An 18940-nucleotide genomic window follows, 5' to 3' on the forward strand; every position below is an offset into this window, starting at 1 on the left:
GAAGACCGTTTCTGGACAGGAACCGGGCGGTGCATGGTTCGACATGGCGAAATCTCCGCATCTCCTTTTTACCGATCCATTTCAATCCTTCACGAGAGAGTTTCCATGTATAGAACATACAAAAAGCTGACGGTCCTCGATCAAATCACCTCATCCGACAAAGTGCGTCGTCAGATTGTCGATACAGCGGCGAATCTTTATGCCAGGAAAGGATTCGCGTCCACATCGATACAGGAAATCTCCGAGGCAGCCGGCGTAAGCCTGCCGGTCACTTATCACTATGTGAAAAACAAATCGGAGATCATGCGCCTCATCATGGAAGATCTTCTGGAAGCCTTCCGTGAAAACCTGACCCGCGAGATCGCGGACATTCGGGACCCCGAGGAAAAGCTGGCGATCGCATTGATCATCTACCATCGGATCTTGGACCGCGAAAAAGAGAAGGTTCTCCTTTTCTATCAGAAATCCGCCTCTCTCGATCGGACGTCCAAGACACGCATCATGCAAATGGAGGTGGACATCAGCCGGATCTTCGCGGCTATTCTGGAGGATGGCATCACGCAGGGCCTTTTCAGAAAGGTCGATATCGATCTGATGGCCTACAACATCATCATCATGGCCCATATGTGGGTTTTGAAACACTGGCATTTCAAAAACCGCTTGACCCTCGACCAGTACATCGACAATCAGTTGGCAACGGTCTTCCATGCGCTGGAATCGTCGCACTGACGTCTGATCGCCTCTGCGTCTCTCCGCAACGAAGCCTGGTTCTTATCTGAAGCCGGGCCATCGACCGCTGCACGTTCGAGTGTCAGTGCGGGTTTTTTCGCCGGGGAAAGCCGTTTCCCATAGGGAGTGCGGCGGGTACGCCTATCTCCAGGACAAAACAAGGGGTTTGAGAGTGAAAGCGCAACGATCGCCCTCCTTCTCGAAACAACCGACAGAGATCCGCTTCCTTATTTCGAATTAGTTTCCAACCCGGAAATGGTCATTTTGGCCCATCTCGGCGTCAATCCTAATATTATTTCCGGATTGGAAACCGGGTCGCGATGGTTAAAGCATTTCCGGATGGATATGAGTTAGTATCCATCCGGAAATGCTTTCCCTATAGAACCCAGTTTCCAATCCGGAAATGAGAATTTTTGGCCAATATCAAGGAAATCAAGCGTTTGCGCGGAGGCGACCTACTGGTCGCCGCACAAGCAAACGTGCAGATTGACGCCGAGATGGGCCAAAAAGACCATTTCCGGATGGAAACGAGTTATGGCCTTCCCCGTCGGGTGCGTCAGCCCCTCTTCGCAAGAATTAACAGATGCCGGAGCAACGGTTTTCGAGGCAGGCGGTAGGAAAACACCTTTTCTACACGGAGGGAAAAGGCCTGCATCTGCGGATCGATCCCCTCGAGCACCGGTTCTATGTCCTGCCCCGCGAAAAGCACCATCCTTCCCGTATGCGCCAGATAGGGCGCGCTCAACCGTACGGCCTCCGGCGGCGGCGCCACGGCCCTTGCGGTGACGAAGGCATAACCGCCCGTTCTGCATCCCGACCGGGCTTCTTCGGCCCTGCCCCTGAACACCTCGATCCCCTCGAGCCGCGTTACCCGGATGATATGCCGCAGAAAACTGACGCGCCGTGCATTGGCTTCCAGCAGGTGGACCGTCACGCCCGGCTGAAAGATCTTGATCGGGACGGCTGGAAATCCTGCCCCAGACCCGACATCCAGCAGACTCCCTTCTGCAGACAGGATCGACCCGGCCATGAGCGAATCGAGTAGCAACTCTCGGACCACCTCTTCCCGTGAGCGCAGGCCGGTCAGATTCATCCGCCGATTCCACTCCCAAAGCTGAGAGAGGTATATCCCCATGAGATCCAGCGCCCGATCATCCAGTGGACGGCCGAGGGCCTCGGCCCATGCAGTCACCATCCCGCATTCTTCAGACGTCAGATCAGACAATGACGCGCCTTTTGATGATCCCCACAGCTTCCTCCGGGGTGTCCACAACCCGGAATATATCGAGGTCCGACGGTGAGATGGTCTTCGCCTTGATCATGGTGTCTCTGATCCAGTCGACCAGTCCCCCCCAGAATTTGGAATCGATCATGACCACGGGAAAGGATCGGATCCGTTGGGTCTGGATCAGGGTGAGAGATTCGAAGAGTTCGTCCAGCGTGCCGAATCCACCCGGCATAATGATGTAAGCGACGGCATACTTGACGAACATCACTTTGCGAATGAAAAAATACTTGAAATTCAGCCTGACATTCGAATAAGGGTTTGCCTGCTGCTCGTTCGGGAGTTGGATGTGCAAACCGACGGACTTGCCCCCTGCATCGGCCGCGCCCTTGTTGGCCGCCTCCATGACACCGGGCCCGCCGCCGGATATCACGTTGAAACCGTTTTCGACCAGGAGGCGGGCGGTCTTCAGGGTCATTTTGTAGGCCTGGCTCTGGGGCATAGCGCGCGCGGATCCGAAAATACTGACCGCCGGGTGCACCTCCGGCAGCACATCGAAGCCTTCGACAAACTCCGCCATGATGTGGAACATACGCCAGGTATCCCTGACGGTGATATCATCCACCAGATACTGCCTCTCAGTCATGGGAAAGCTTCCTTTCTGGTTTGGTCGAGCAGCGGGACCACGCCTCAACCGTGAACGATCAGCGGCACTCCGATTCTCCAGGGCCGGGCCCCGGGTGCCGACCCGTGCGCTTCAATCCCCTTTCAAAGCGGAAACTAAAAAATAATTGCTTTTTGCAATTTAATTGTTTAGCTTTCTGGCCGGATCGGCTAGCATAGTAGTTTTTGGATATAGTGGTGTCAAGCACTAGTCACCGTCGGTATCAGCCGGAGGGTTTCATTTTCCGCCTTTCTGCAGGAAGGCATCCAACCGCATTCAGCGCTCCGGTGCCAGAGATCTGCGCACCGCGAACCATAGGGTTTTTTCGTTATCGATGATGAAACTTCCAGAGATCACCAGGACCGATTTCTTCGACCGTCTGGTCGCCCGGGAAAAACCCTGGCAGCATCAGTATGTTGCAATGTACTCGACCCAGTGGGGAGGATTCACGACGGATCCCGCTCTGATGCTGATCCCCATCGACGATCACCTCGTCCACCGGGGCGACGGCGTCTTCGATGTCATGCGCTGCGTCGACGGCAGTATTTATCAGATGGAGGAGCATCTCAAGCGGCTGAACCGGTCCGCCCAGGCCATCGCCCTGAACCCACCCGAAGTCTACGCCGACATCAAAGACCTGATCCAATTTCTCGTACGGAAAGGCCGTCAAAAAGAATGCCTGATCCGGCTGATGCTCTCACGGGGACCTGGAAGTTTCACCGCCAATCCGTTCGACTGTCCGCAGAGCCAGTTATACATCAACGTGATCCGATTCAAGGCGGTACCTGAAGCCCTGTATCTCCAGGGAATCCCCATCATTACAAGCCACATCCCCATCAAGAAATCCTTTTTCGCCACCATCAAGTCGTGCGACTATCTGCCCAACGTCCTGATGAAGATGGAGGCCATCAAGGCGGGGTGCGGGTATTCCGTCGGGTTGGATGAAAAGGGATTCCTTGCGGAGGGATCGACAGAAAATCTGGGGGTGGTCACGGCGGAGGGCGTCCTGAAATTCCCCGGTCTGGATACCACACTTTCGGGTATCACCGAGCAGCGGGTTTTCGAACTGGCCCTGCAACTGGTGGAAGAAGGGCACCTCAAGGGTGCCGCTTTTGGGGAGATATCAGCCGAGGAAGCTTATCAGGCCCAGGAGGTTTTCCTGACCGGAACATCTCTCGACATCCTGCCGGTCGTCCGGTTCGACGGCCGCACCATCGGCAACGGCCTTCCCGGCCCCGCCTATGCCCGGTTGTCCAGACTTCTTCGACAGGATATGCGGACCAACGAGCGATTGCTCACACCCGTCGATTGGGAAGACGGAGATTAAAGAGCGCCAAGGGGATTCGATTTGGAAACAGGAGAGGTAGATATGGAACGTGTTGCAAGGGTAACGGAGATCATCGCAGCCTCGCCCCACAGTTTCGACGAAGCGCTCCGGGTCGGTTTCGAAAGGGCGAACCGCACCCTGCGGGGAATAACGGGGTTGCGGGTCATCGAGCAGCGTGTCTCCGTAGAAGAAGGACAAATCAAAGAGTTCCGTGTGCGCCTCGAGGTCATTTTCGTCCTCGAAACCTAAAAGGTCTCGATCCCGGATTCAACCCGGTCGAACCGAGTGTCCCCGATCCTGCAAAGAGGGGTTGGAAACAGAGTAGAAAGACTCGCTGTATCATGGCCTCGATCGAATTTAGAGAAGAACGCTGCAAGGGATGCGGGCTCTGCGTACTGGCCTGCCCGAAAGGGCTTATCCGCATCAGTTCCTCCCTCAATCTGTTGGGTTATCCCACCGCGCACATCAGCGATATGGACGCATGCACCGGATGCAAACTGTGCGCCGAGATGTGCCCTGATGTGGTGATTACTGTTTATAAGTGACGTTTATCCGTAAAGGCTTTTAAAGCGTTGTTCGCTCTCCGGTTCAGAACCCATTTTCATAAACCGAATTGTTCTGCAGGGCCGTTCATGCGGCGGACTTTCGTCCGGAACCTCCTTTGGATACTACCTGGTGTTCATCCGGAAATGCTTTATCCAGATCAACCCAGTTTCCAATCCGGAAATGAGGATTTTTGGCCAATATCAAGTAAATCAAGCGTTTGCGCGGAGGCGACCTGCAGGTCGCCGCACAAGCAAACGTGCAGATTGACGCCGAGATTGGCCAAAAAGACCATTTCCGGATGGAAACTGCCCGGTTGTCATTCCAGAAACGGGCTGCCTGTTCATCGCCCTCACCTCGCGAAGATCGGGTGCGCGGCCTGCGGTGCCGGCCAAATACCTGAAGGTCATCAGGCCTTGACAGCAACCGGCAAAAAGACCTCTCGGCAAGGAACCCGGCCGCCGCTTCGGATATTCGCAAATTTATAACACCGATGTCCACCGGGGCCGGAGGAACAGGCCGTCTTCAATTCAAGGATTTGAAGAGGCCTTGGCCTAAAAGAAAAACCGTCGTCTTGCGCCTGGAAAAGATCCGGTTCGAGACGCTCATCGCTTCCCGATGCTTGAGCAAGCGGCGGAGTCGAGGAGAAAATCAGTTTGGAGACTTTGTTCGTAAAGGGCAACGAAGCCATCGCCATGGGCGCCATCGAAGCCGGATGCCGCTTTTACTTCGGCTACCCCATCACCCCGCAGAACGATATCCCCGAGTATATGTCCAAACATCTGCCGGCGGTCGGGGGGGTCTTCATACAGGCCGAGAGCGAGATTGCCTCCATCAACATGCTTCTCGGGGCAAGCGCCACAGGGGCCCGTGCGATGACCTCCTCGTCGAGCCCGGGCATCTCCCTCAAGCAGGAAGGCCTTTCCTATATGTGCGGGAGCCAGATACCAGGCGTCGTCGTCAACATGAGCCGCAGCGGCCCGGGCCTCGGGGGGATCTCGCCGTCTCAGGGCGACTACTTTCAGGCGACCAGGGGCGGCGGACACGGGGATTACCGCACGATCGTTCTGGCCCCTTCATCCGTCCAGGAGGCCTATGACCTCACGATGCGCGCCTTCGACCTGGCCGACAGGTACCGGAACCCGGTCTTGATCCTCGGCGACGCTTTGCTGGGCCAGATGAAAGAGCCTTTGAAAACGCGCCCGTACAAGGGAAAACCCGTTGAAAAGGAGTGGATCCTCACGGGTGCCGCCGGTAGGCCCCAGCGGATCATCAAGTCCCTTTACCTCTCCGAGGGTGAACTCACCGACCACAACTGGTTCCTCAACCGCAAGTACCAGCAGATGAAACGCGAGATCCGCTTTGAAACGCAGAACCTGGATGATGCAAGGCTGGTGGTCGTGGCGTTCGGATCGCTGGCGCGCATCGTGAAAAGCGCCCTCGGAATGGCGCGTGATAAGGGCATGCAGATCGGCCTCCTGCGGCCCATTACCCTTTATCCATTTCCCTACGCCGCACTGGAAAAGATCTCCCGGAAGGTGAGGAATTTCATGGCGGTCGAACTGAGTACGGGACAGATGGTGGAAGACCTAAAGCTTGCCGTCGGCCACAAGAAAAACCAGGTGGATTTCTATGGCAGGCCACCCGGTTCCATCCCATCACCGGACGAACTCTTTCATGAAATCGCCAAAGTCTACAAAAAGAGGACCGCATAAATGGAGCAGGTTTTTGGAAGACCCCGCAGCCTCATTGACGTGCCATTTCACTTCTGCCCGGGGTGTCACCATGGCATCATCCACCGTTTGACGGCCGAATGCATCGACCGGTATGCATTGCAGGAGACGTCTATTGCGGTCGCCTCGGTCGGCTGCTCGGTGTTTTTGTACGACTATCTGGATGTCGATGTGCTCGAGGCCCCGCACGGTCGAGCACCGGCCGTTGCGACAGGCGTCAAGCGGGCCCGCCCCGACCGCTTCGTCTTCACCTACCAGGGCGACGGCGATCTGGCGGCCATCGGGACCGCCGAGATCATCCACGCCGCCAACCGCGGAGAACACCTCACGGTCATCTTTGTCAACAATACAGTCTTCGGAATGACCGGCGGCCAAATGGCCCCCACGACCATGCCGGGCCAGGAGACCACCACGACGCCTTTCGGAAGAGACCCGGCCGTAAACGGTTTTCCCATCCGTATGGCCGAACTTCTGGGCGGATTGACCGGCACGACCTTTGCCGCCCGCGGTGCCGTCGACACGCCCAAGAACCTGCTGAAGACCCGCAAGCTCATGCAGCGCGCCTTCGAGGTTCAAATCAACGGCGAGGGGTTCGGCTTCGTGGAGGTTCTCTCCGCTTGTCCGACGAACTGGAAAATGTCTCCCGAGCGTGCCAACCGGCGGGTCAAGGAAGAAATGATCCCCTATTTTCCGCTGGGCATCTTCAAGGGGGGTGAAGCCTAATGTATTTCGATACGATCATAGCGGGTTTTGGGGGCCAAGGCGTCCTTCTCATGGGCAACATCCTCGCCTACGCCGCCATGGGTGAAAAGAAAAAGGTGACGTACATGCCGGTCTACGGCGTCGAGATGCGCGGAGGAACGGCCAACTGCACTGTCGTCATCTCCGACCGGGAAATCGGCTCGCCCATCATCCAGCGGCCGGTCTCCGCCATCGTCATGAATCGCCCCTCTCTAGACAAGTTCGGACCCCGGGTCCGCAAAGGCGGAACACTGGTAGTCAATGCTTCTTTGATCCCCGAACAAGCGGTGCAGTTCCGCGGGGTAGATTGCCTCCTGGTTCCCAGCCGCGATTTGGCCTTGGAACTCGGAAACGAACGTCTGGCCAACATGGTGGTCCTCGGCGCGGCCGTGCGGCGCACGGCCGTCGTCAGGGTCCGCTCCCTCAAGAAAGCCCTTTACGGTGCTCTTGACCAGCGTTATCATAACATGATAGACTTGAATGGTAAAGCTCTGGAGCTGGGCGCCCGTTTCGCTGCAGACAATGGGCATCCGTGATGAAGCCCTTCTTCCCGTAAAAAAAGGAAAGGCAGGTCGGCGTTATGGACAAGGATCGGAACCGTGATGAGGCGCGGGATGCCTACCAGGACTTCCTCAGCGATATCAACGAGCAATTCGCGAGGCAGAGCCAGGAAAAGGATTTCATGGACAGCATCCCCGGCGAGCCGGTCGAGGATGAGGATGAGGAAGTCGACGTCGGCCAGCGGGTCCGTGCAGTGCGGCAGAAACGGGGACTCACGCTCGAAGACGTCTCCAGGCGAACCGACCTGGATGTGGGTCTCCTCGCCTCTATCGAAGACGGCGCCGTGGTGCCGCCCCTCGGCACGGTGATCAAGCTGGCCAGGGCGCTCGAAATGAAGATGGGCTATTTCATATCCGGCCAGGAAAACCGCCCGTTTACCATTGTGCGCAGCCACGACCGCAAGGTCGTATCGCGCTACGATTCCAACAAAGGCAAACGCTATGGATATGAATACATCTCCCTTGCCCCGCACAAGGTCGACCGCCACATGGAACCCTTCATCGTGGTGCTGGCACCCGCCGAGACCGAAGAAGACCGATCGACCCATGACGGGCAGGAGTTCATCTATGTCCTCGAAGGCGCAATGGCGGTTTACCTGGAAGACCAACGATATGTGCTCGAAACCGGGGATGCCATCTACTATGACTCGACCGTTCCCCACCTGGTGAAGTGTCACGGTGACAAACCGGCGAGGATTCTCGCCGTTCTCTACACAGAACGATGAGGCGCCCGTATTGATCGCTTTCGATCTCAAGTGTTCTCGAGATCACGTCTTCGAAGGCTGGTTCGACAACCTCGAGGCCTTCGAGGATCAAAACGCCAGACACTTGATCACCTGCCCTTACTGCGAGGACTGCAATATCAGGAGGCTCATGTCTCCTGTAGCCATCAAAAAGACCTCTCCCGAACCGGCGCGCGACGAATCCCACCCCATCGATTACCACGCACTCGCGATGGCGATCGTTCGGCACATCCACGATACCTTCGACGATGTCGGCACACAATTTGCGGGAGAGGCCCTCAAGATCCATTACGGGGTATCGGAAAAGCGGAACATCCGGGGTTCGGCTACCGATGAAGAGGAAAAGATCCTCAAGGAAGAGGGCGTCGAATTTTTTAAATTCCCTGTCCCTGGAAGCCCTGACAGCCAAAAGACCAATTGATTCTCACCCGGTAACGGTGAGGCCGCCTCCAGCCCTGACAAGTATCGGTCGAGCCGACCTTTCCTGGATGATCACCCTCAATAAATGCCCGCATCACAGCCGGCCGCGAGGGTTTGGCCCAATTCGCGGCATTCCGCCAGGATCTTTTCCGTCAGTTCTCCGCGCGCGATGACCGCCTCATAGACCTTTTTGAACGGGTAGCCGATGCAGATCCGCTCGATCGCCGCAAGGGCGCCGCGACCGTCGTTCCCGGCGCTGATAAAGACTGCGTAAGGTTTCTTGAACACCCTTTTTTCGCGGCGGGCGGGTTCATAGGTCCGGTCAAAGAAATCTTTGACCATTCCCGCCATGTACCCGAAATACTCGGGCGAGCCGAGGGCCAGCCCGTCGCATTCGATCAGATCCGCAAGCGTCGCCCGGAATGCGTCTCTCAGGACGACATGGACACCCTCCACCTCTCGGGCCCCAGCCACAACGGCTTCCGCCATTTTGCGCGTGTTGCCGCCCTGCGAATGATAAACGACCAGGATTGAACATGCCATGAAGATTCTCCCTTGCACCCGTCCGTGGAACGCCCCTCCGCCGCCTCCAGAGCAAGCCCTGTGCCTCCCCTTCTTCTGAACCTATACCGTCTTCTGCATCCCTTCCCGGAAACGCAAGGCTGTCCTCCTCCACGGCGCAAATCCGATCAGGCGGTTGCCAAAAGCGTCGTTTTGGATTATACAGGGTGCTCGCCTTGGACGCCTCTCAGGCTCGGAGGCGGGGCGGTCGTAAAACGTCGATTCATTTGAATGAGAACCCGCGTCCTTCCGGGACGGCATTTCCATGATGGCTGCGCTTCAACCCGGTAAGTCGGAGCGGCGAATCACCCCTGATGCCGGCGCAGCCGCTGAAGATCCTTACCGGGCTTGGACACAAATCATCTCAGGAGGCAAACCATGGCTAAGATCGAGCGCGCGATCATCAGCGTCACTGACAAAGCCGGTATCGTAGACTTCGCATCGGCTCTTACCCCTTTCGGGGTCCAGATCCTTTCCACCGGCGGGACAGCCCGAACCCTGCGCGAAGGGGGCCTCACGGTCACGGACATCTCGGAATACACCGGATTCCCTGAAATGCTGGACGGGCGGGTCAAGACCCTGCACCCCAAGGTTCATGGCGGGCTGCTCGGCTTGAGAGACAACCGCCAACACAGGGACATGATGTCGCGCCATGGCATTCAGACCATCGAAATGCTCGTCGTCAATCTCTATCAATTTGAAAAGACGGTGGCGGACCCCGAAGTCCTTCTGGACCAGGCCATAGAAAACATCGACATCGGGGGACCGGCCATGCTGCGCTCTGCAGCGAAAAACTTCCGGGATGTCACGGTCATCGTCGATCCAGCGGATTATCGCCGGGTCCTGGATGAAATGGCGGCATCGGGCGGAGAAACCACTCTGAAAACACGTTTCGATCTGGCAAAAAAGGTCTTCGCCCTAACCCATCGCTATGACGGCGCGATCTCGCAGTATCTGAGCGGAATCACGTTATAGGGTATCCGGTTGCCCGTCGGACTCGGATTTTGCGGCTCGTGGAATCTTCTCCCTGCAGGGCATATTCTTGTGGACATACCGTCCTTTTTTCCCGCAATAGACCGCCTGGAAGGTTCGGCAGCTCCCGGCCCCGTCCAGCCCCGGCTCTTCCGGCCAACGGGCATAGATGCATTGAAAATCACAGAAGAACATGATCCGGACCGATTTCAATGTTGTCGCTACTGCAGCCTCGGGGCTGTTCCACAGCCCCGGACTCCCAACGCAAAGACAAGAGGATCGCCATGAGCCGACTCATGCAGATCGAGATTCGTATCCAGCCGGTATACGAAACAGGTTTCGCTTCACCTTTCCCCCGCACTGCAGATTTCCTGAGGCTCGCCGGCTACGGTGAAGTCCTGGAACCCGAACCATCGCTCTATGCCTTGGTCGACCGCCTGGAGATGCTCGCACGGGACCCTCATGTGCCGGAGCATATGAAACCCGCTCTGAAGCGGCTTCTCCCCACTATGCTCGATATACGCAGGAAGGCCCGGGAAGCGCTGCTCGAGCAGCAGTTGGTCGCGCTCGACCACCTGCTCTACCAGTTGGAAGACGCCTTTGAGGATCTCGAAACACAGCTGTAGTTCCGGAAGCCTCCCACACCGCAAACTCCCCTGAAACGCAAGCCGGCGGGGCACCGGCATGATCCGGTGCCCCGCCGGCTCGTCCATCTTATCCGGCTCGAACCGTTCGTTTCCTTCAAGGGGCCAACCTGCCGCACAGACGCATTTACAATCCTGGAACAAGTTTTTCCCGCTCATCCACAAGCCGAAAACCATCTAGTTTCCATCCGGAAATGGTCTTTTTGGTCAATCTCGGCGTCAATCTGCACGTTTCCTTGTGCGGCGACCACCAAGTCGCCTCCGCGCAAACGCTTGATTTCCTTGATATTGGCCAAACCGGGACCCGCCGCGCAGCGGTGGGACCGAGCGGCGAAGCGGTGAAGAAAAATCCTCATCTCCGGATTGGAAACTGAGTTCTACCGCGAAATCATTTCCGGATGGAAACCATCTATGGATAAGCACCCGGAGCGGCGTCGGATCGAAAGAGCCCTACCCGGACGCAAACCGCATAGCGGATCAAGCCGCCGGCTACCAGCCCCAGGTAAGATATTTGTGGATCGAATCGGATGCCATACGCCCGGCGCCCATGGCCAGGATAACGGTGGCCTGCCCGGTAACGATATCCCCTCCTGCCCACACACCCTTCTTGGTGGTCTTTCCCGTTTCAGGATCGGCAACGATATAGCCCCATTTCGTGAGCTGCAACCCTTCCGTGCTCCGGGTCAACAACGGGTTCGCTCCCGCTCCGACCGAAATGACCGCCAGGTCGCACTCCAGGGTGAACTTGGACCCTTCCACCGGCACCGGGCGGCGGCGGCCCGAAGCATCCGGCTCGCCCAACTCCATCTTGAGGCATTCCATAGCCTTGACCCGGCCGTTTTCATCCCCGATGAAGCGTGTCGGCGCCGTCAACAGGAAAAATTCGATCCCTTCCTCCTCAGCGTGGTGGATCTCGGCCTTTCTGGCAGGCATCTCTTCCCGCGAACGACGGTATACGATCCTCACCCGATCCGCTCCCAGACGCATGGCGGTGCGGGCCGAGTCCATGGCGACGTTCCCCGCTCCCAGCACGATCACGTCCTTGCCGCGTACGATCGGCGTATCGTATTCCGGGAAAAGATAGGCCTTCATCAGGTTGGCCCGCGTAAGGTACTCGTTGGCCGAATAGATACCGATCAGGTTTTCACCAGGGATCTTGAGGAAACTCGGCAACCCTGCACCGACCCCGATATAGACGGCATCGAACCCCTCTTCCAACAGTTCGTCAACGGAGACCGTACGCCCCACCACCGAGTTGCACTGCAGCTTTGCGCCCAGCCTTTCGAGAAAATTGACTTCTGAATAAACGATCTCCTTGGGGAGCCGGAACTCGGGAATCCCGTAGACCAGCACGCCGCCCGGTTTGTGAAAAGCCTCGAAGATCGTCACGTCATGACCCTTCAGGATCAAGTCGCCGGCAACGGTCAGGCCTGAAGGTCCAGAGCCTACAACGGCCACCCGCTTTCCCGTGGGCTCGGCCTTGGGCGGCAGATCGCCCTTTCCATTGGCCCTCTCCCAATCGGCCACAAACCGCTCCAGGTTGCCGATCCCGACAGGCTCGCCCTTTTTCCCAAGGATGCACTGGCCTTCGCACTGGATCTCCTGGGGGCACACACGACCGCAGACCGCCGGCAGAGCGTTCCGCTCCCAGATTTTCCGGACGGCTTTGGTGAAATCACCTTCCTTGATATGCTTGATGAAGGCCGGTATCTCGATCGACACAGGGCAGCCGTTCATGCAGGCCGGATTCTTGCACTGCAGACAGCGCTCGGCTTCCTTCATCGCCATCTCGCGCGTATATCCTTCAGGAACTTCTTGGAAGTTCCTCCGCCTTACCTCTGCGGCCTGCTCCGGCATGGCCTGCCTGGGTGTTTTTTCCTTCTTTTCCGTCGTTTCCGCCATCTTATCCTCCATTTTATCTCAAACCCTTTCAGGGACTTACGCTTCGTCTTTCACAGGGGACAACTTTCAGCCCGCCTGGCACTTGCAGGCGTACTGTTGCATGGCAACGGCCTCGTCTTCCTTATAGGCATTCAGGCGCTGCGCCAACTCTTCGAAATCCACCTTGTGGCCGTCGAACTCCGGACCATCGACACAGGCAAATCTCGTCTCGCCCCCGATGGTCACCCTGCAGCAGCCGCACATCCCCGTGCCGTCGACCATGATCGCGTTGAGGCTTACAAGGGTCTTGACCTTGTACTGCTCCGTCACCTTACAGACAAACTTCATCATGGGGACCGGGCCGATACCGACCACCAGTTTAACGTCCTCTTTCTCGAGAATGTCCTTCAGGACATCCGTCACAAATCCGTGGTGGCCGTAACTGCCGTCATCCGTACACACATGCAGCTCGTTCGAAGCCGCCTTCATCTTGTCTTCCAGGATCAGGAGGTCTTTCGTGCGTGCACCGATGATCGCGATGACACGGTTGCCGATTTCCTTCAATCCACGCGTAATGGGGTGCAAGACGGCCACGCCGGTACCCCCCCCCACGCATACCACCGTCCCGAGCTTTTCGAGATGGGTCGCCTGACCGAGCGGCCCGATGACATCCTGAAAGCGCTCGCCTACCTGGAGCGACTTGAACAGGGTGGTGGACTTGCCCACCACCTGATAAATGATCGTGAGGGTGCCCTTTTTCGGGTCCGTATCGGCCATCGTCAGAGGAATACGCTCTCCGGTTTCATTGGCCTTCAGAATGACAAACTGTCCCGGCTTGGCCTTCCTGGCAATCGCGGGCGCACTGATCTCGTTCAGAACGACCGTCCCGCCGGCCATCTCCTGCCGTTTCAAGATTTCGAACATCTTGCACCTCCATAGAATTTAGAGTGAAATTCACCGAATGCGGTTTAACATACTGCCCCTGACCTGTCAAAAGAAAAGATTCACAAGCGACACCCCTTCCCCCCTCTGGAAAAATTCTTCGCAGACAGATACCCCCTGCAACCTTACCGCCGCGGAGGCCCTACCCAACCGCCAGCAGAAGCGGCATCCGGGACGGGATGGACTCCTGCAGCCCCGGAAAAGAAGCAGGCATTCATAGCCTGGTATCCATCCGGAAATGATTTTGCGGTAGGACTCAGTTTCCGGCTCAACGCCAGGTAATCGAAGGCGCATTGCGCTTCGGGACCCTGTAGTAAGCGTATTTCGGATACCCGAGCATCATGGCCCCGAAAGGAAGGTGGGACTCCGGCAGACCGAGCGCCTGCAGAACCGGTCGCCAGAGGTTGGCGCCTGTATTGATGTAACCGGCCCAGCATGCACCGAGTCCGTAGGCGGGAGCAGCCAGCTCGAGATACGTCAGCGCGATGGTGCAGGCGGCAGCTGCAAGCCGCTCCTCTTTCGCCGCATGCGCCACCACCAGGCAGGGGGTCCGCCGGGCGATCGGATCATGGCCCGACTCCCATTGCGAAACGGTCCGCGCCATGTGGAGCGTTTCAGCCAAAGGGGATCCGTCGGCGATCAGAGACCGCATCCAATCGATGACCAGGCCTGCAATCCGCTGATTCTGCTCCACTCCGGAAATCACCATCCACCTGACGGGCTGCCTGTTGTGTGCGGACGGGGCGTAAGCCGCAAGTCCGATCAACGCCTCGACCAGCCGATGCTCTACCGGCCGCCCCCTGAAAGCGCGTATGGACCGCCGTCCGCGCATAAGGCCCGCGATGGCACCGGGCGAAAGCGGCCAATCCTTCCCCATCGGCGGACATGCATCCGGGGCCATCTCCCGATGGAACATTGCCCCATGGGGGCAGAGCGCGACACAATGACCACAGGCAATACAAAGTTCTTCGGCATCCGATGCAGGCCGTGGCGGCGACCCATCCCCAGCGAAATCAATGATCTTCATCGGGCATGCCGCGGCGCAGATGCCGTCTCTTTTGCATTTCTGGGGATCGACCGAAAAAAGGGGCATGCCGTGTCTTTTTCTCCTCCAGTGATAGGGCGAATGATTCAGGTTCGTGCGAAAACGCTCGGGGTCTTTGTAATGATCGGCACCGGGAGGCTCATATACCCGCTCTGCATATGAACGCCGATTTCCTACCAGCCCAGCGCAACCTTAAAAGAACCCGCCTGGGGTGTCAAGGGAATGGCCGCTATTTTACACTTGAAATTTTCCAGGCCTATCTCTTAATCTGATAGTTTATCTGACAGTGTTTATCCGGAAATCACGGTCCAGCATGACCGCGTCTCCAATCCGGAAATGAGGATTCTTGGCCGATATTCAGGAAATCAAGCGGTTGCGCGTAGGCGACCTCTAGGTCGCCGCACAATCAAGCGTGCAGATCGACGCCGAGATTGCTCAAAAAGACCCTTTCTGGATGGACACTCGATAACTTCCCGGAAGCGCTTTTCGGATGCCGCCGACCTTGTCCATATCAAAGAGACCCGGCGGCAGCGACCGGCTTCACACACCCATCCTTGGGCCAGCCGGCTTCGGTCACGGCGGAAACCCTCCCGAACGGTGTGGGACGATCCGTCCTGGACCGCCTTACGGCGCTAGGAAGGGACGCACCGATCGGCCCGACATAGCGCTTCTGAACCGAAAACAGCCTAAGGAGGCAGCAATGAAACTCGCCGTCAGTGGAAAAGGCGGAGTCGGGAAAACAACCTTCGCCGCGTTTCTGATCCGTGCCCTCGCCGATCAAGGCAAAAGGGTCTTGGCCATCGATGCAGACCCGGACGCGAACCTCGCCCAGGCACTGGGTGTCAAAAACAGCGAAGACATCGTCCCCATATCCAACATGAAGGAATTGATCGAGGAGCGGACCGAGGCCAAGGTCGGTACGATGGGTTCCTTTTTCAAGCTGAACCCCAAGGTCGATGACCTTCCGGAAAGGCTCTCCGTCGAAGTCGACGGGGTCAAGGTCATGGTCATGGGAGGGGTCAAAAAGGGCGGCGCGGGTTGCATCTGCCCCGAAAGCACCCTTTTGAAGAACCTGGTCCGACACATCGTCCTCTCCCGCGACGAGGCTGTCGTCCTCGACATGGAAGCAGGCCTCGAGCACCTGGGGCGGGGTACAGCCATGTCGGTCGACCGCCTGATCGTCGTCGTGGAGCCCGGCCGGCGCAGCATCGAAACGGCCCATCAGATCCGCTCGCTTGCTGCGGATATCGGGATCAAGAGATTGAGCTTCGTCGGCAACAAGATCCGCTCGTCCGAGGATCGGGAATTCCTGCTGGAGCAGATGCCCGATTTTCACTTTCTCGGGTTCATTCCATACGGGAAAGGGATCATCGAGGCCGACCTCGAAGGCAGACCCCCGTACGAAAAGGACAGCGAAACGATGGCCCTCGTCAAAGACATGCTGAAAGAACTGCAGAAGAATTGAGCGGATCCGGCGCCCTGTCCTTGCAGGCAGGCGCCCTCCGAAAAGGCACGAGGAACCGATTCGGATCGGTGAAGGGTGAAAAGAGACCATTTCCGAATGGAAACTTTATTTTACAAGGAGAAAAAACATGACAAATCGCATCCATAATTTCAACGCCGGCCCGGCGGCCCTTCCCCTGCCGGTCCTCGAGGAGATGCAGCAGGAACTCCTGGACTTCAAGGGATCAGGCATGTCGATCCTCGAGGTCAGCCACCGCAGCAAGTGGTTCGACGATGTCATCAACGACGCCGTAGCCAGAACAAGACGCCTCCTCAACTTCGGGGAGGATTTCGAGGTCGTTTTCATCCAGGGCGGCGCGAGCCTCCAATTCTGTATGATTCCGATGAACCTGGCCGTGGAAGGCAAGTCCGTCGACTACATCAATACCGGGACCTGGTCCACAAAGGCCATCAAGGAGGCCAAAACGCTAAAGAAGCAGGTCCGCGTGATCGCCTCGTCGGAGGACAAGGATTTCTCGTTCATCCCAAACACCTTCCAAATCGACGAAAATGCCGCCTACCTGCACTTCACCTCCAACAACACCATCAAGGGGACTCAGTGGGCGCAATTCCCGAGCCCACGCACCGTCCCGCTCGTATGCGACATGTCCTCGGACTTCATGAGCCGCCCGTTCGACCCCAAACCCTTCGGTCTGATCTATGCCGGCGCCCAGAAAAACATCGGCCCGGCCGGCACGGCGCTGGTGATCATCCGCAAAGACATGCTCGAGCGCGTCCCCACCGATCTCCCATCGATGCTGAAATACACGACCTTCACTGAAAAGAACTCCATGTACAACACCCCCGCCTGCGTGGTGATCTATGTCATCGACCTCGTCCTCAAGTGGCTGGAAGAAACCGTCGGAGGATTGGCCAACATGGAACTCCTCAACCGTGAAAAGGGGAAGACGATTTACGATTTGATCGACCAGTCGGACTTCTACCGCGGCACGGCGGCCAAGGACAGCCGCTCCCTCATGAACGTCACATTCCGTCTGCCCAGCGAAGACCTCGAAAAGCGCTTCATTGCCGATGCGCAGGCCGCCGGTCTCGGCGGGCTCAAAGGCCACCGGTCGGTGGGCGGCTGCCGCGCCTCGATTTACAATGCCACCGGCTTGGATGCGATCAGGGCCCTGGTGGAATTCATGCGTGAATTCGAGCGCAAGGCATAGCTGTTCACACCGACTTCGATTTCCGGATCGGGGAGGGGCCTCATGCGAAATGCCCCCTCCCGTCGGGATTTATATGGACGGAGCACGCAACATTCAGGGGGAACCATTGGCAAGGGTACGGATCAGAGACCTATTGTCCGGCGGGGTAGTCGGAACCCGCTACAGGGTCTGCGGATGGGTCAGGACCCGGAGGGACTCGAAGGGCGGATTTTCGTTCATCGAACTCAATGACGGATCCTGCATGGAAAACCTTCAACTCATTGCCGATACGCAGATAGAGAATTACGAGGGCACGGTGCTAAAGCTCCAATCGGGGTGCTCTCTCGAGGTCGAGGGCGTCCTGCAGCCCTCCCCGGGCAAAGGCCAGCGGGTCGAATTGAAGATCGAGGCGCTGCATGTCTTCGGTTGGGCCGACCCCGAACAGTACCCCCTGCAGAAAAAGCGCCACTCCTTCGAATTCTTGAGGACCATCGCCCACCTGAGGCCGCGAACCAACACCTTTGGAGCCGTGGCGCGGCTTCGCAACGCCGTGAGTCATGCCATCCACACCTTCTTCCAGGAGCGGGGCTTCCTGTACATCCACACCCCGATCATCACTGGCAGCGATTGTGAAGGGGCCGGTGACCTCTTTCACGTAACCACCTTCGACCTCGACTCCGTCCCCGTCAAGGAGGGTCGGGTGGATTTTTCGGAGGACTTTTTCGGGCAACCCGCCAACCTGACGGTCAGCGGCCAACTGGAGGCGGAGATCTATGCCCTGGCCCTCGGGGACGTCTACACCTTCGGCCCTACGTTTCGCGCGGAAAATTCGAACACCTCCCGCCATCTGGCCGAATTCTGGATGGTGGAACCCGAAATGGCCTTCTGCGATCTCGACGGCGACATGGACCTTGCCGTCGAATTCCTCCAGTATCTCTTCCGTCAGGTGCTGGAATATTGCCGGAGCGATCTGGAGTTTTTCAACCGCTTCATCGACCAGAGCGTCATCGGCACCCTTGAAACCCTCGTGTCCCAGGATTTCGAAAGGCTCTCCTACACCGAGGCGGTCGAGATCCTGTCGAAGAGCGGTGAGAACTTTGAATTTCCCGTCGCGTGGGGAACAGACCTCCAGTCGGAACACGAGCGCTATCTCTGTGAAAAGACATTCAAAAAACCTGTCATTCTCACCGATTACCCGAAGACGATCAAACCGTTCTACATGAAGCTGAATCCGGACGGAAAAACCGTCCGGGCCATGGACGTCCTCGTTCCCAAGATCGGCGAGATCATCGGCGGCAGTCAGCGCGAAGACGATTACGATACCCTCCTCGAGCGCCTCGTGGAAAGCGGCCTCCATATCGATGATTACTGGTGGTACCTGGACCTCCGCCGCTTCGGCAGCGCCCCGCACGCCGGCTTTGGCCTCGGGTTCGAGCGCCTGGTGCAGTTCATCACCGGGATGGGTAACATCCGCGACGTCATCCCCTTCCCGAGGACCCCGGGAAATCTAAGCTTCTGAACCATTGCGGGACCGTGACCGTCCTCGAAACGAGCTT

At 57.6% G+C, this 18940-nt stretch carries 21 protein-coding genes and 2 pseudogenes; 15 read left to right on the forward strand and 8 right to left on the reverse strand.

The genetic code is table 11. The features are described 5' to 3' along the window. Positions 1-105: 105 nt before the first annotated feature. Entirely contained in the window at positions 106-729 is a 624-nt protein-coding gene (locus tag ACZ500_RS18365; RefSeq protein ID WP_464228892.1) for a TetR/AcrR family transcriptional regulator, read from the forward strand. A gap of 556 nt (positions 730-1285) precedes the next feature. On the opposite strand, the gene rsmG is transcribed toward ACZ500_RS18365, so the two are convergent. Both rsmG and ACZ500_RS18375 read right to left on the reverse strand, forming a co-directional pair. Next, a complete protein-coding gene (gene rsmG, locus ACZ500_RS18370) occupies positions 1286-1924 on the reverse strand; it encodes a 16S rRNA (guanine(527)-N(7))-methyltransferase RsmG (RefSeq protein ID WP_464228893.1) in 639 nt (212 codons plus the stop codon). Between the two features lie 22 nt (positions 1925-1946). Beyond that, on the reverse strand, positions 1947-2600 hold the full coding sequence (locus tag ACZ500_RS18375) for an LOG family protein (protein WP_464228894.1): 654 nt from the start codon (positions 2598-2600) through the stop codon (positions 1947-1949). A 352-nt stretch (positions 2601-2952) separates the two neighbouring features. On the opposite strand from ACZ500_RS18375, the gene ACZ500_RS18380 reads away from it, so the two are divergent. The 3 genes from ACZ500_RS18380 (at position 2953) to ACZ500_RS18390 (ending at position 4490) form a co-directional block, all read left to right on the forward strand. Continuing rightward, the gene (locus tag ACZ500_RS18380; protein ID WP_464228895.1) at positions 2953-3945 is read left to right on the forward strand and encodes an aminotransferase class IV; all 993 of its coding nucleotides are present in this window, start codon (positions 2953-2955) and stop codon (positions 3943-3945) included. A gap of 42 nt (positions 3946-3987) precedes the next feature. Next, a complete protein-coding gene (locus ACZ500_RS18385) occupies positions 3988-4194 on the forward strand; it encodes a dodecin family protein (protein ID WP_464228896.1) in 207 nt (68 codons plus the stop codon). A 92-nt stretch (positions 4195-4286) separates the two neighbouring features. Next, a complete protein-coding gene (locus ACZ500_RS18390; protein ID WP_464228897.1) occupies positions 4287-4490 on the forward strand; it encodes a 4Fe-4S binding protein in 204 nt (67 codons plus the stop codon). Between the two features lie 158 nt (positions 4491-4648). On the opposite strand, the gene ACZ500_RS18395 is transcribed toward ACZ500_RS18390, so the two are convergent. Then, on the reverse strand, positions 4649-4783 hold the full coding sequence (locus tag ACZ500_RS18395) for a hypothetical protein (protein WP_464228898.1): 135 nt from the start codon (positions 4781-4783) through the stop codon (positions 4649-4651). A gap of 400 nt (positions 4784-5183) precedes the next feature. Here ACZ500_RS18395 and ACZ500_RS18400 point away from each other — a divergent pair, with 400 nt between their 5' ends. The 5 genes from ACZ500_RS18400 to ACZ500_RS18420 are packed head-to-tail and all read left to right on the forward strand — an operon-like array spanning position 5184 to position 8686. Then, the gene (locus ACZ500_RS18400) at positions 5184-6203 is read left to right on the forward strand and encodes a 3-methyl-2-oxobutanoate dehydrogenase subunit VorB (protein ID WP_464233081.1); all 1020 of its coding nucleotides are present in this window, start codon (positions 5184-5186) and stop codon (positions 6201-6203) included. After that, a complete protein-coding gene (locus tag ACZ500_RS18405; protein WP_464228899.1) occupies positions 6204-6944 on the forward strand; it encodes a thiamine pyrophosphate-dependent enzyme in 741 nt (246 codons plus the stop codon). Continuing rightward, a complete protein-coding gene (locus ACZ500_RS18410; RefSeq protein ID WP_464228900.1) occupies positions 6944-7498 on the forward strand; it encodes a 2-oxoacid:acceptor oxidoreductase family protein in 555 nt (184 codons plus the stop codon). Before ACZ500_RS18405 ends, ACZ500_RS18410 begins: the two co-directional genes overlap by 1 nt. 44 nt (positions 7499-7542) lie before the next feature. Next, positions 7543-8247 carry a helix-turn-helix domain-containing protein gene (locus ACZ500_RS18415; RefSeq protein WP_464228901.1) on the forward strand — a complete coding sequence of 235 codons (705 nt, stop codon included), beginning with the start codon at positions 7543-7545 and terminating at the stop codon, positions 8245-8247. Positions 8248-8257: 10 nt separating this feature from the next. After that, positions 8258-8686 (forward strand): DUF1178 family protein, encoded by a 429-nt coding sequence (locus ACZ500_RS18420; protein WP_464228902.1) that lies wholly within the window; start codon positions 8258-8260, stop codon positions 8684-8686. Positions 8687-8763: 77 nt separating this feature from the next. Here the strand turns inward: ACZ500_RS18420 and ACZ500_RS18425 are convergent, their stop codons facing one another. Next, positions 8764-9228 (reverse strand): flavodoxin family protein, encoded by a 465-nt coding sequence (locus ACZ500_RS18425; protein WP_464228904.1) that lies wholly within the window; start codon positions 9226-9228, stop codon positions 8764-8766. A gap of 396 nt (positions 9229-9624) precedes the next feature. Between ACZ500_RS18425 and ACZ500_RS18430 the strand changes: the two are divergent. From ACZ500_RS18430 to ACZ500_RS18440, 3 genes and pseudogenes are all read left to right on the forward strand, one after another. Further along, positions 9625-10215 (forward strand): annotated as a pseudogene (locus ACZ500_RS18430) (IMP cyclohydrolase); the annotation flags it as partial. 287 nt (positions 10216-10502) lie between these two features. Further along, entirely contained in the window at positions 10503-10844 is a 342-nt protein-coding gene (locus tag ACZ500_RS18435; RefSeq protein ID WP_464228905.1) for a hypothetical protein, read from the forward strand. A gap of 212 nt (positions 10845-11056) precedes the next feature. Further along, positions 11057-11236: a hypothetical protein gene (locus tag ACZ500_RS18440; RefSeq protein ID WP_464228906.1), complete on the forward strand. Its 180-nt coding sequence runs from the start codon at positions 11057-11059 to the stop codon at positions 11234-11236. A gap of 115 nt (positions 11237-11351) precedes the next feature. Here the strand turns inward: ACZ500_RS18440 and gltA are convergent, their stop codons facing one another. The 4 genes and pseudogenes from gltA to ACZ500_RS18460 form a co-directional block, all read right to left on the reverse strand. Then, entirely contained in the window at positions 11352-12764 is a 1413-nt protein-coding gene (gene gltA / locus ACZ500_RS18445) for an NADPH-dependent glutamate synthase (RefSeq protein ID WP_464228907.1), read from the reverse strand. Positions 12765-12830: 66 nt separating this feature from the next. Further along, entirely contained in the window at positions 12831-13667 is an 837-nt protein-coding gene (locus tag ACZ500_RS18450) for a sulfide/dihydroorotate dehydrogenase-like FAD/NAD-binding protein (protein WP_464228908.1), read from the reverse strand. A 286-nt stretch (positions 13668-13953) separates the two neighbouring features. Continuing rightward, a complete protein-coding gene (locus tag ACZ500_RS18455) occupies positions 13954-14586 on the reverse strand; it encodes a nitroreductase family protein (protein ID WP_464233082.1) in 633 nt (210 codons plus the stop codon). A 36-nt stretch (positions 14587-14622) separates the two neighbouring features. Beyond that, positions 14623-14778, reverse strand: a pseudogene (locus ACZ500_RS18460) (4Fe-4S binding protein); the annotation flags it as partial. 652 nt (positions 14779-15430) lie between these two features. Here ACZ500_RS18460 and ACZ500_RS18465 point away from each other — a divergent pair. The 3 genes from ACZ500_RS18465 to asnS all read left to right on the forward strand — a co-directional run bounded on the left by ACZ500_RS18465 (position 15431) and on the right by asnS (position 18903). Next, positions 15431-16195, forward strand: a complete 765-nt coding sequence (locus tag ACZ500_RS18465) for an ATP-binding protein (RefSeq protein WP_464228910.1) — start codon at positions 15431-15433, stop codon at positions 16193-16195. A gap of 127 nt (positions 16196-16322) precedes the next feature. Further along, a complete protein-coding gene (serC, locus tag ACZ500_RS18470; protein ID WP_464228911.1) occupies positions 16323-17405 on the forward strand; it encodes a 3-phosphoserine/phosphohydroxythreonine transaminase in 1083 nt (360 codons plus the stop codon). A gap of 106 nt (positions 17406-17511) precedes the next feature. After that, positions 17512-18903, forward strand: coding sequence for an asparagine--tRNA ligase (gene asnS / locus ACZ500_RS18475; protein ID WP_464228912.1), 1392 nt, complete (start codon positions 17512-17514; stop codon positions 18901-18903). The last annotated feature ends 37 nt before the right edge of the window (positions 18904-18940 follow it).

The organism is Desulfatiglans parachlorophenolica (assembly GCF_055394735.1).

Bases quoted from the DNA above. Each gene is read 5' to 3' on its own strand.
- ACZ500_RS18400 (WP_464233081.1), top strand. From the start codon at position 5,184: ATGGGCGCCATCGAAGCCGGATGCCGCTTTTACTTCGGCTACCCCATC.
- ACZ500_RS18440 (WP_464228906.1), top strand. From the start codon at position 11,057: ATGGTCTTTTTGGTCAATCTCGGCGTCAATCTGCACGTTTCCTTGTGC.
- ACZ500_RS18465 (WP_464228910.1), top strand. From the start codon at position 15,431: ATGAAACTCGCCGTCAGTGGAAAAGGCGGAGTCGGGAAAACAACCTTC.
- ACZ500_RS18410 (WP_464228900.1), top strand. From the start codon at position 6,944: ATGTATTTCGATACGATCATAGCGGGTTTTGGGGGCCAAGGCGTCCTT.
- serC (WP_464228911.1), top strand. From the start codon at position 16,323: ATGACAAATCGCATCCATAATTTCAACGCCGGCCCGGCGGCCCTTCCC.
- ACZ500_RS18415 (WP_464228901.1), top strand. From the start codon at position 7,543: ATGGACAAGGATCGGAACCGTGATGAGGCGCGGGATGCCTACCAGGAC.
- ACZ500_RS18380 (WP_464228895.1), top strand. From the start codon at position 2,953: ATGATGAAACTTCCAGAGATCACCAGGACCGATTTCTTCGACCGTCTG.
- ACZ500_RS18450 (WP_464228908.1), bottom strand. From the start codon at position 13,667: ATGTTCGAAATCTTGAAACGGCAGGAGATGGCCGGCGGGACGGTCGTT.
- gltA (WP_464228907.1), bottom strand. From the start codon at position 12,764: ATGGCGGAAACGACGGAAAAGAAGGAAAAAACACCCAGGCAGGCCATG.
- ACZ500_RS18385 (WP_464228896.1), top strand. From the start codon at position 3,988: ATGGAACGTGTTGCAAGGGTAACGGAGATCATCGCAGCCTCGCCCCAC.
- ACZ500_RS18405 (WP_464228899.1), top strand. From the start codon at position 6,204: ATGGAGCAGGTTTTTGGAAGACCCCGCAGCCTCATTGACGTGCCATTT.
- ACZ500_RS18365 (WP_464228892.1), top strand. From the start codon at position 106: ATGTATAGAACATACAAAAAGCTGACGGTCCTCGATCAAATCACCTCA.
- ACZ500_RS18455 (WP_464233082.1), bottom strand. From the start codon at position 14,586: ATGGCCCCGGATGCATGTCCGCCGATGGGGAAGGATTGGCCGCTTTCG.
- rsmG (WP_464228893.1), bottom strand. From the start codon at position 1,924: ATGGTGACTGCATGGGCCGAGGCCCTCGGCCGTCCACTGGATGATCGG.
- ACZ500_RS18435 (WP_464228905.1), top strand. From the start codon at position 10,503: ATGAGCCGACTCATGCAGATCGAGATTCGTATCCAGCCGGTATACGAA.
- ACZ500_RS18375 (WP_464228894.1), bottom strand. From the start codon at position 2,600: ATGACTGAGAGGCAGTATCTGGTGGATGATATCACCGTCAGGGATACC.
- ACZ500_RS18390 (WP_464228897.1), top strand. From the start codon at position 4,287: ATGGCCTCGATCGAATTTAGAGAAGAACGCTGCAAGGGATGCGGGCTC.
- ACZ500_RS18395 (WP_464228898.1), bottom strand. From the start codon at position 4,783: ATGGTCTTTTTGGCCAATCTCGGCGTCAATCTGCACGTTTGCTTGTGC.
- ACZ500_RS18425 (WP_464228904.1), bottom strand. From the start codon at position 9,228: ATGGCATGTTCAATCCTGGTCGTTTATCATTCGCAGGGCGGCAACACG.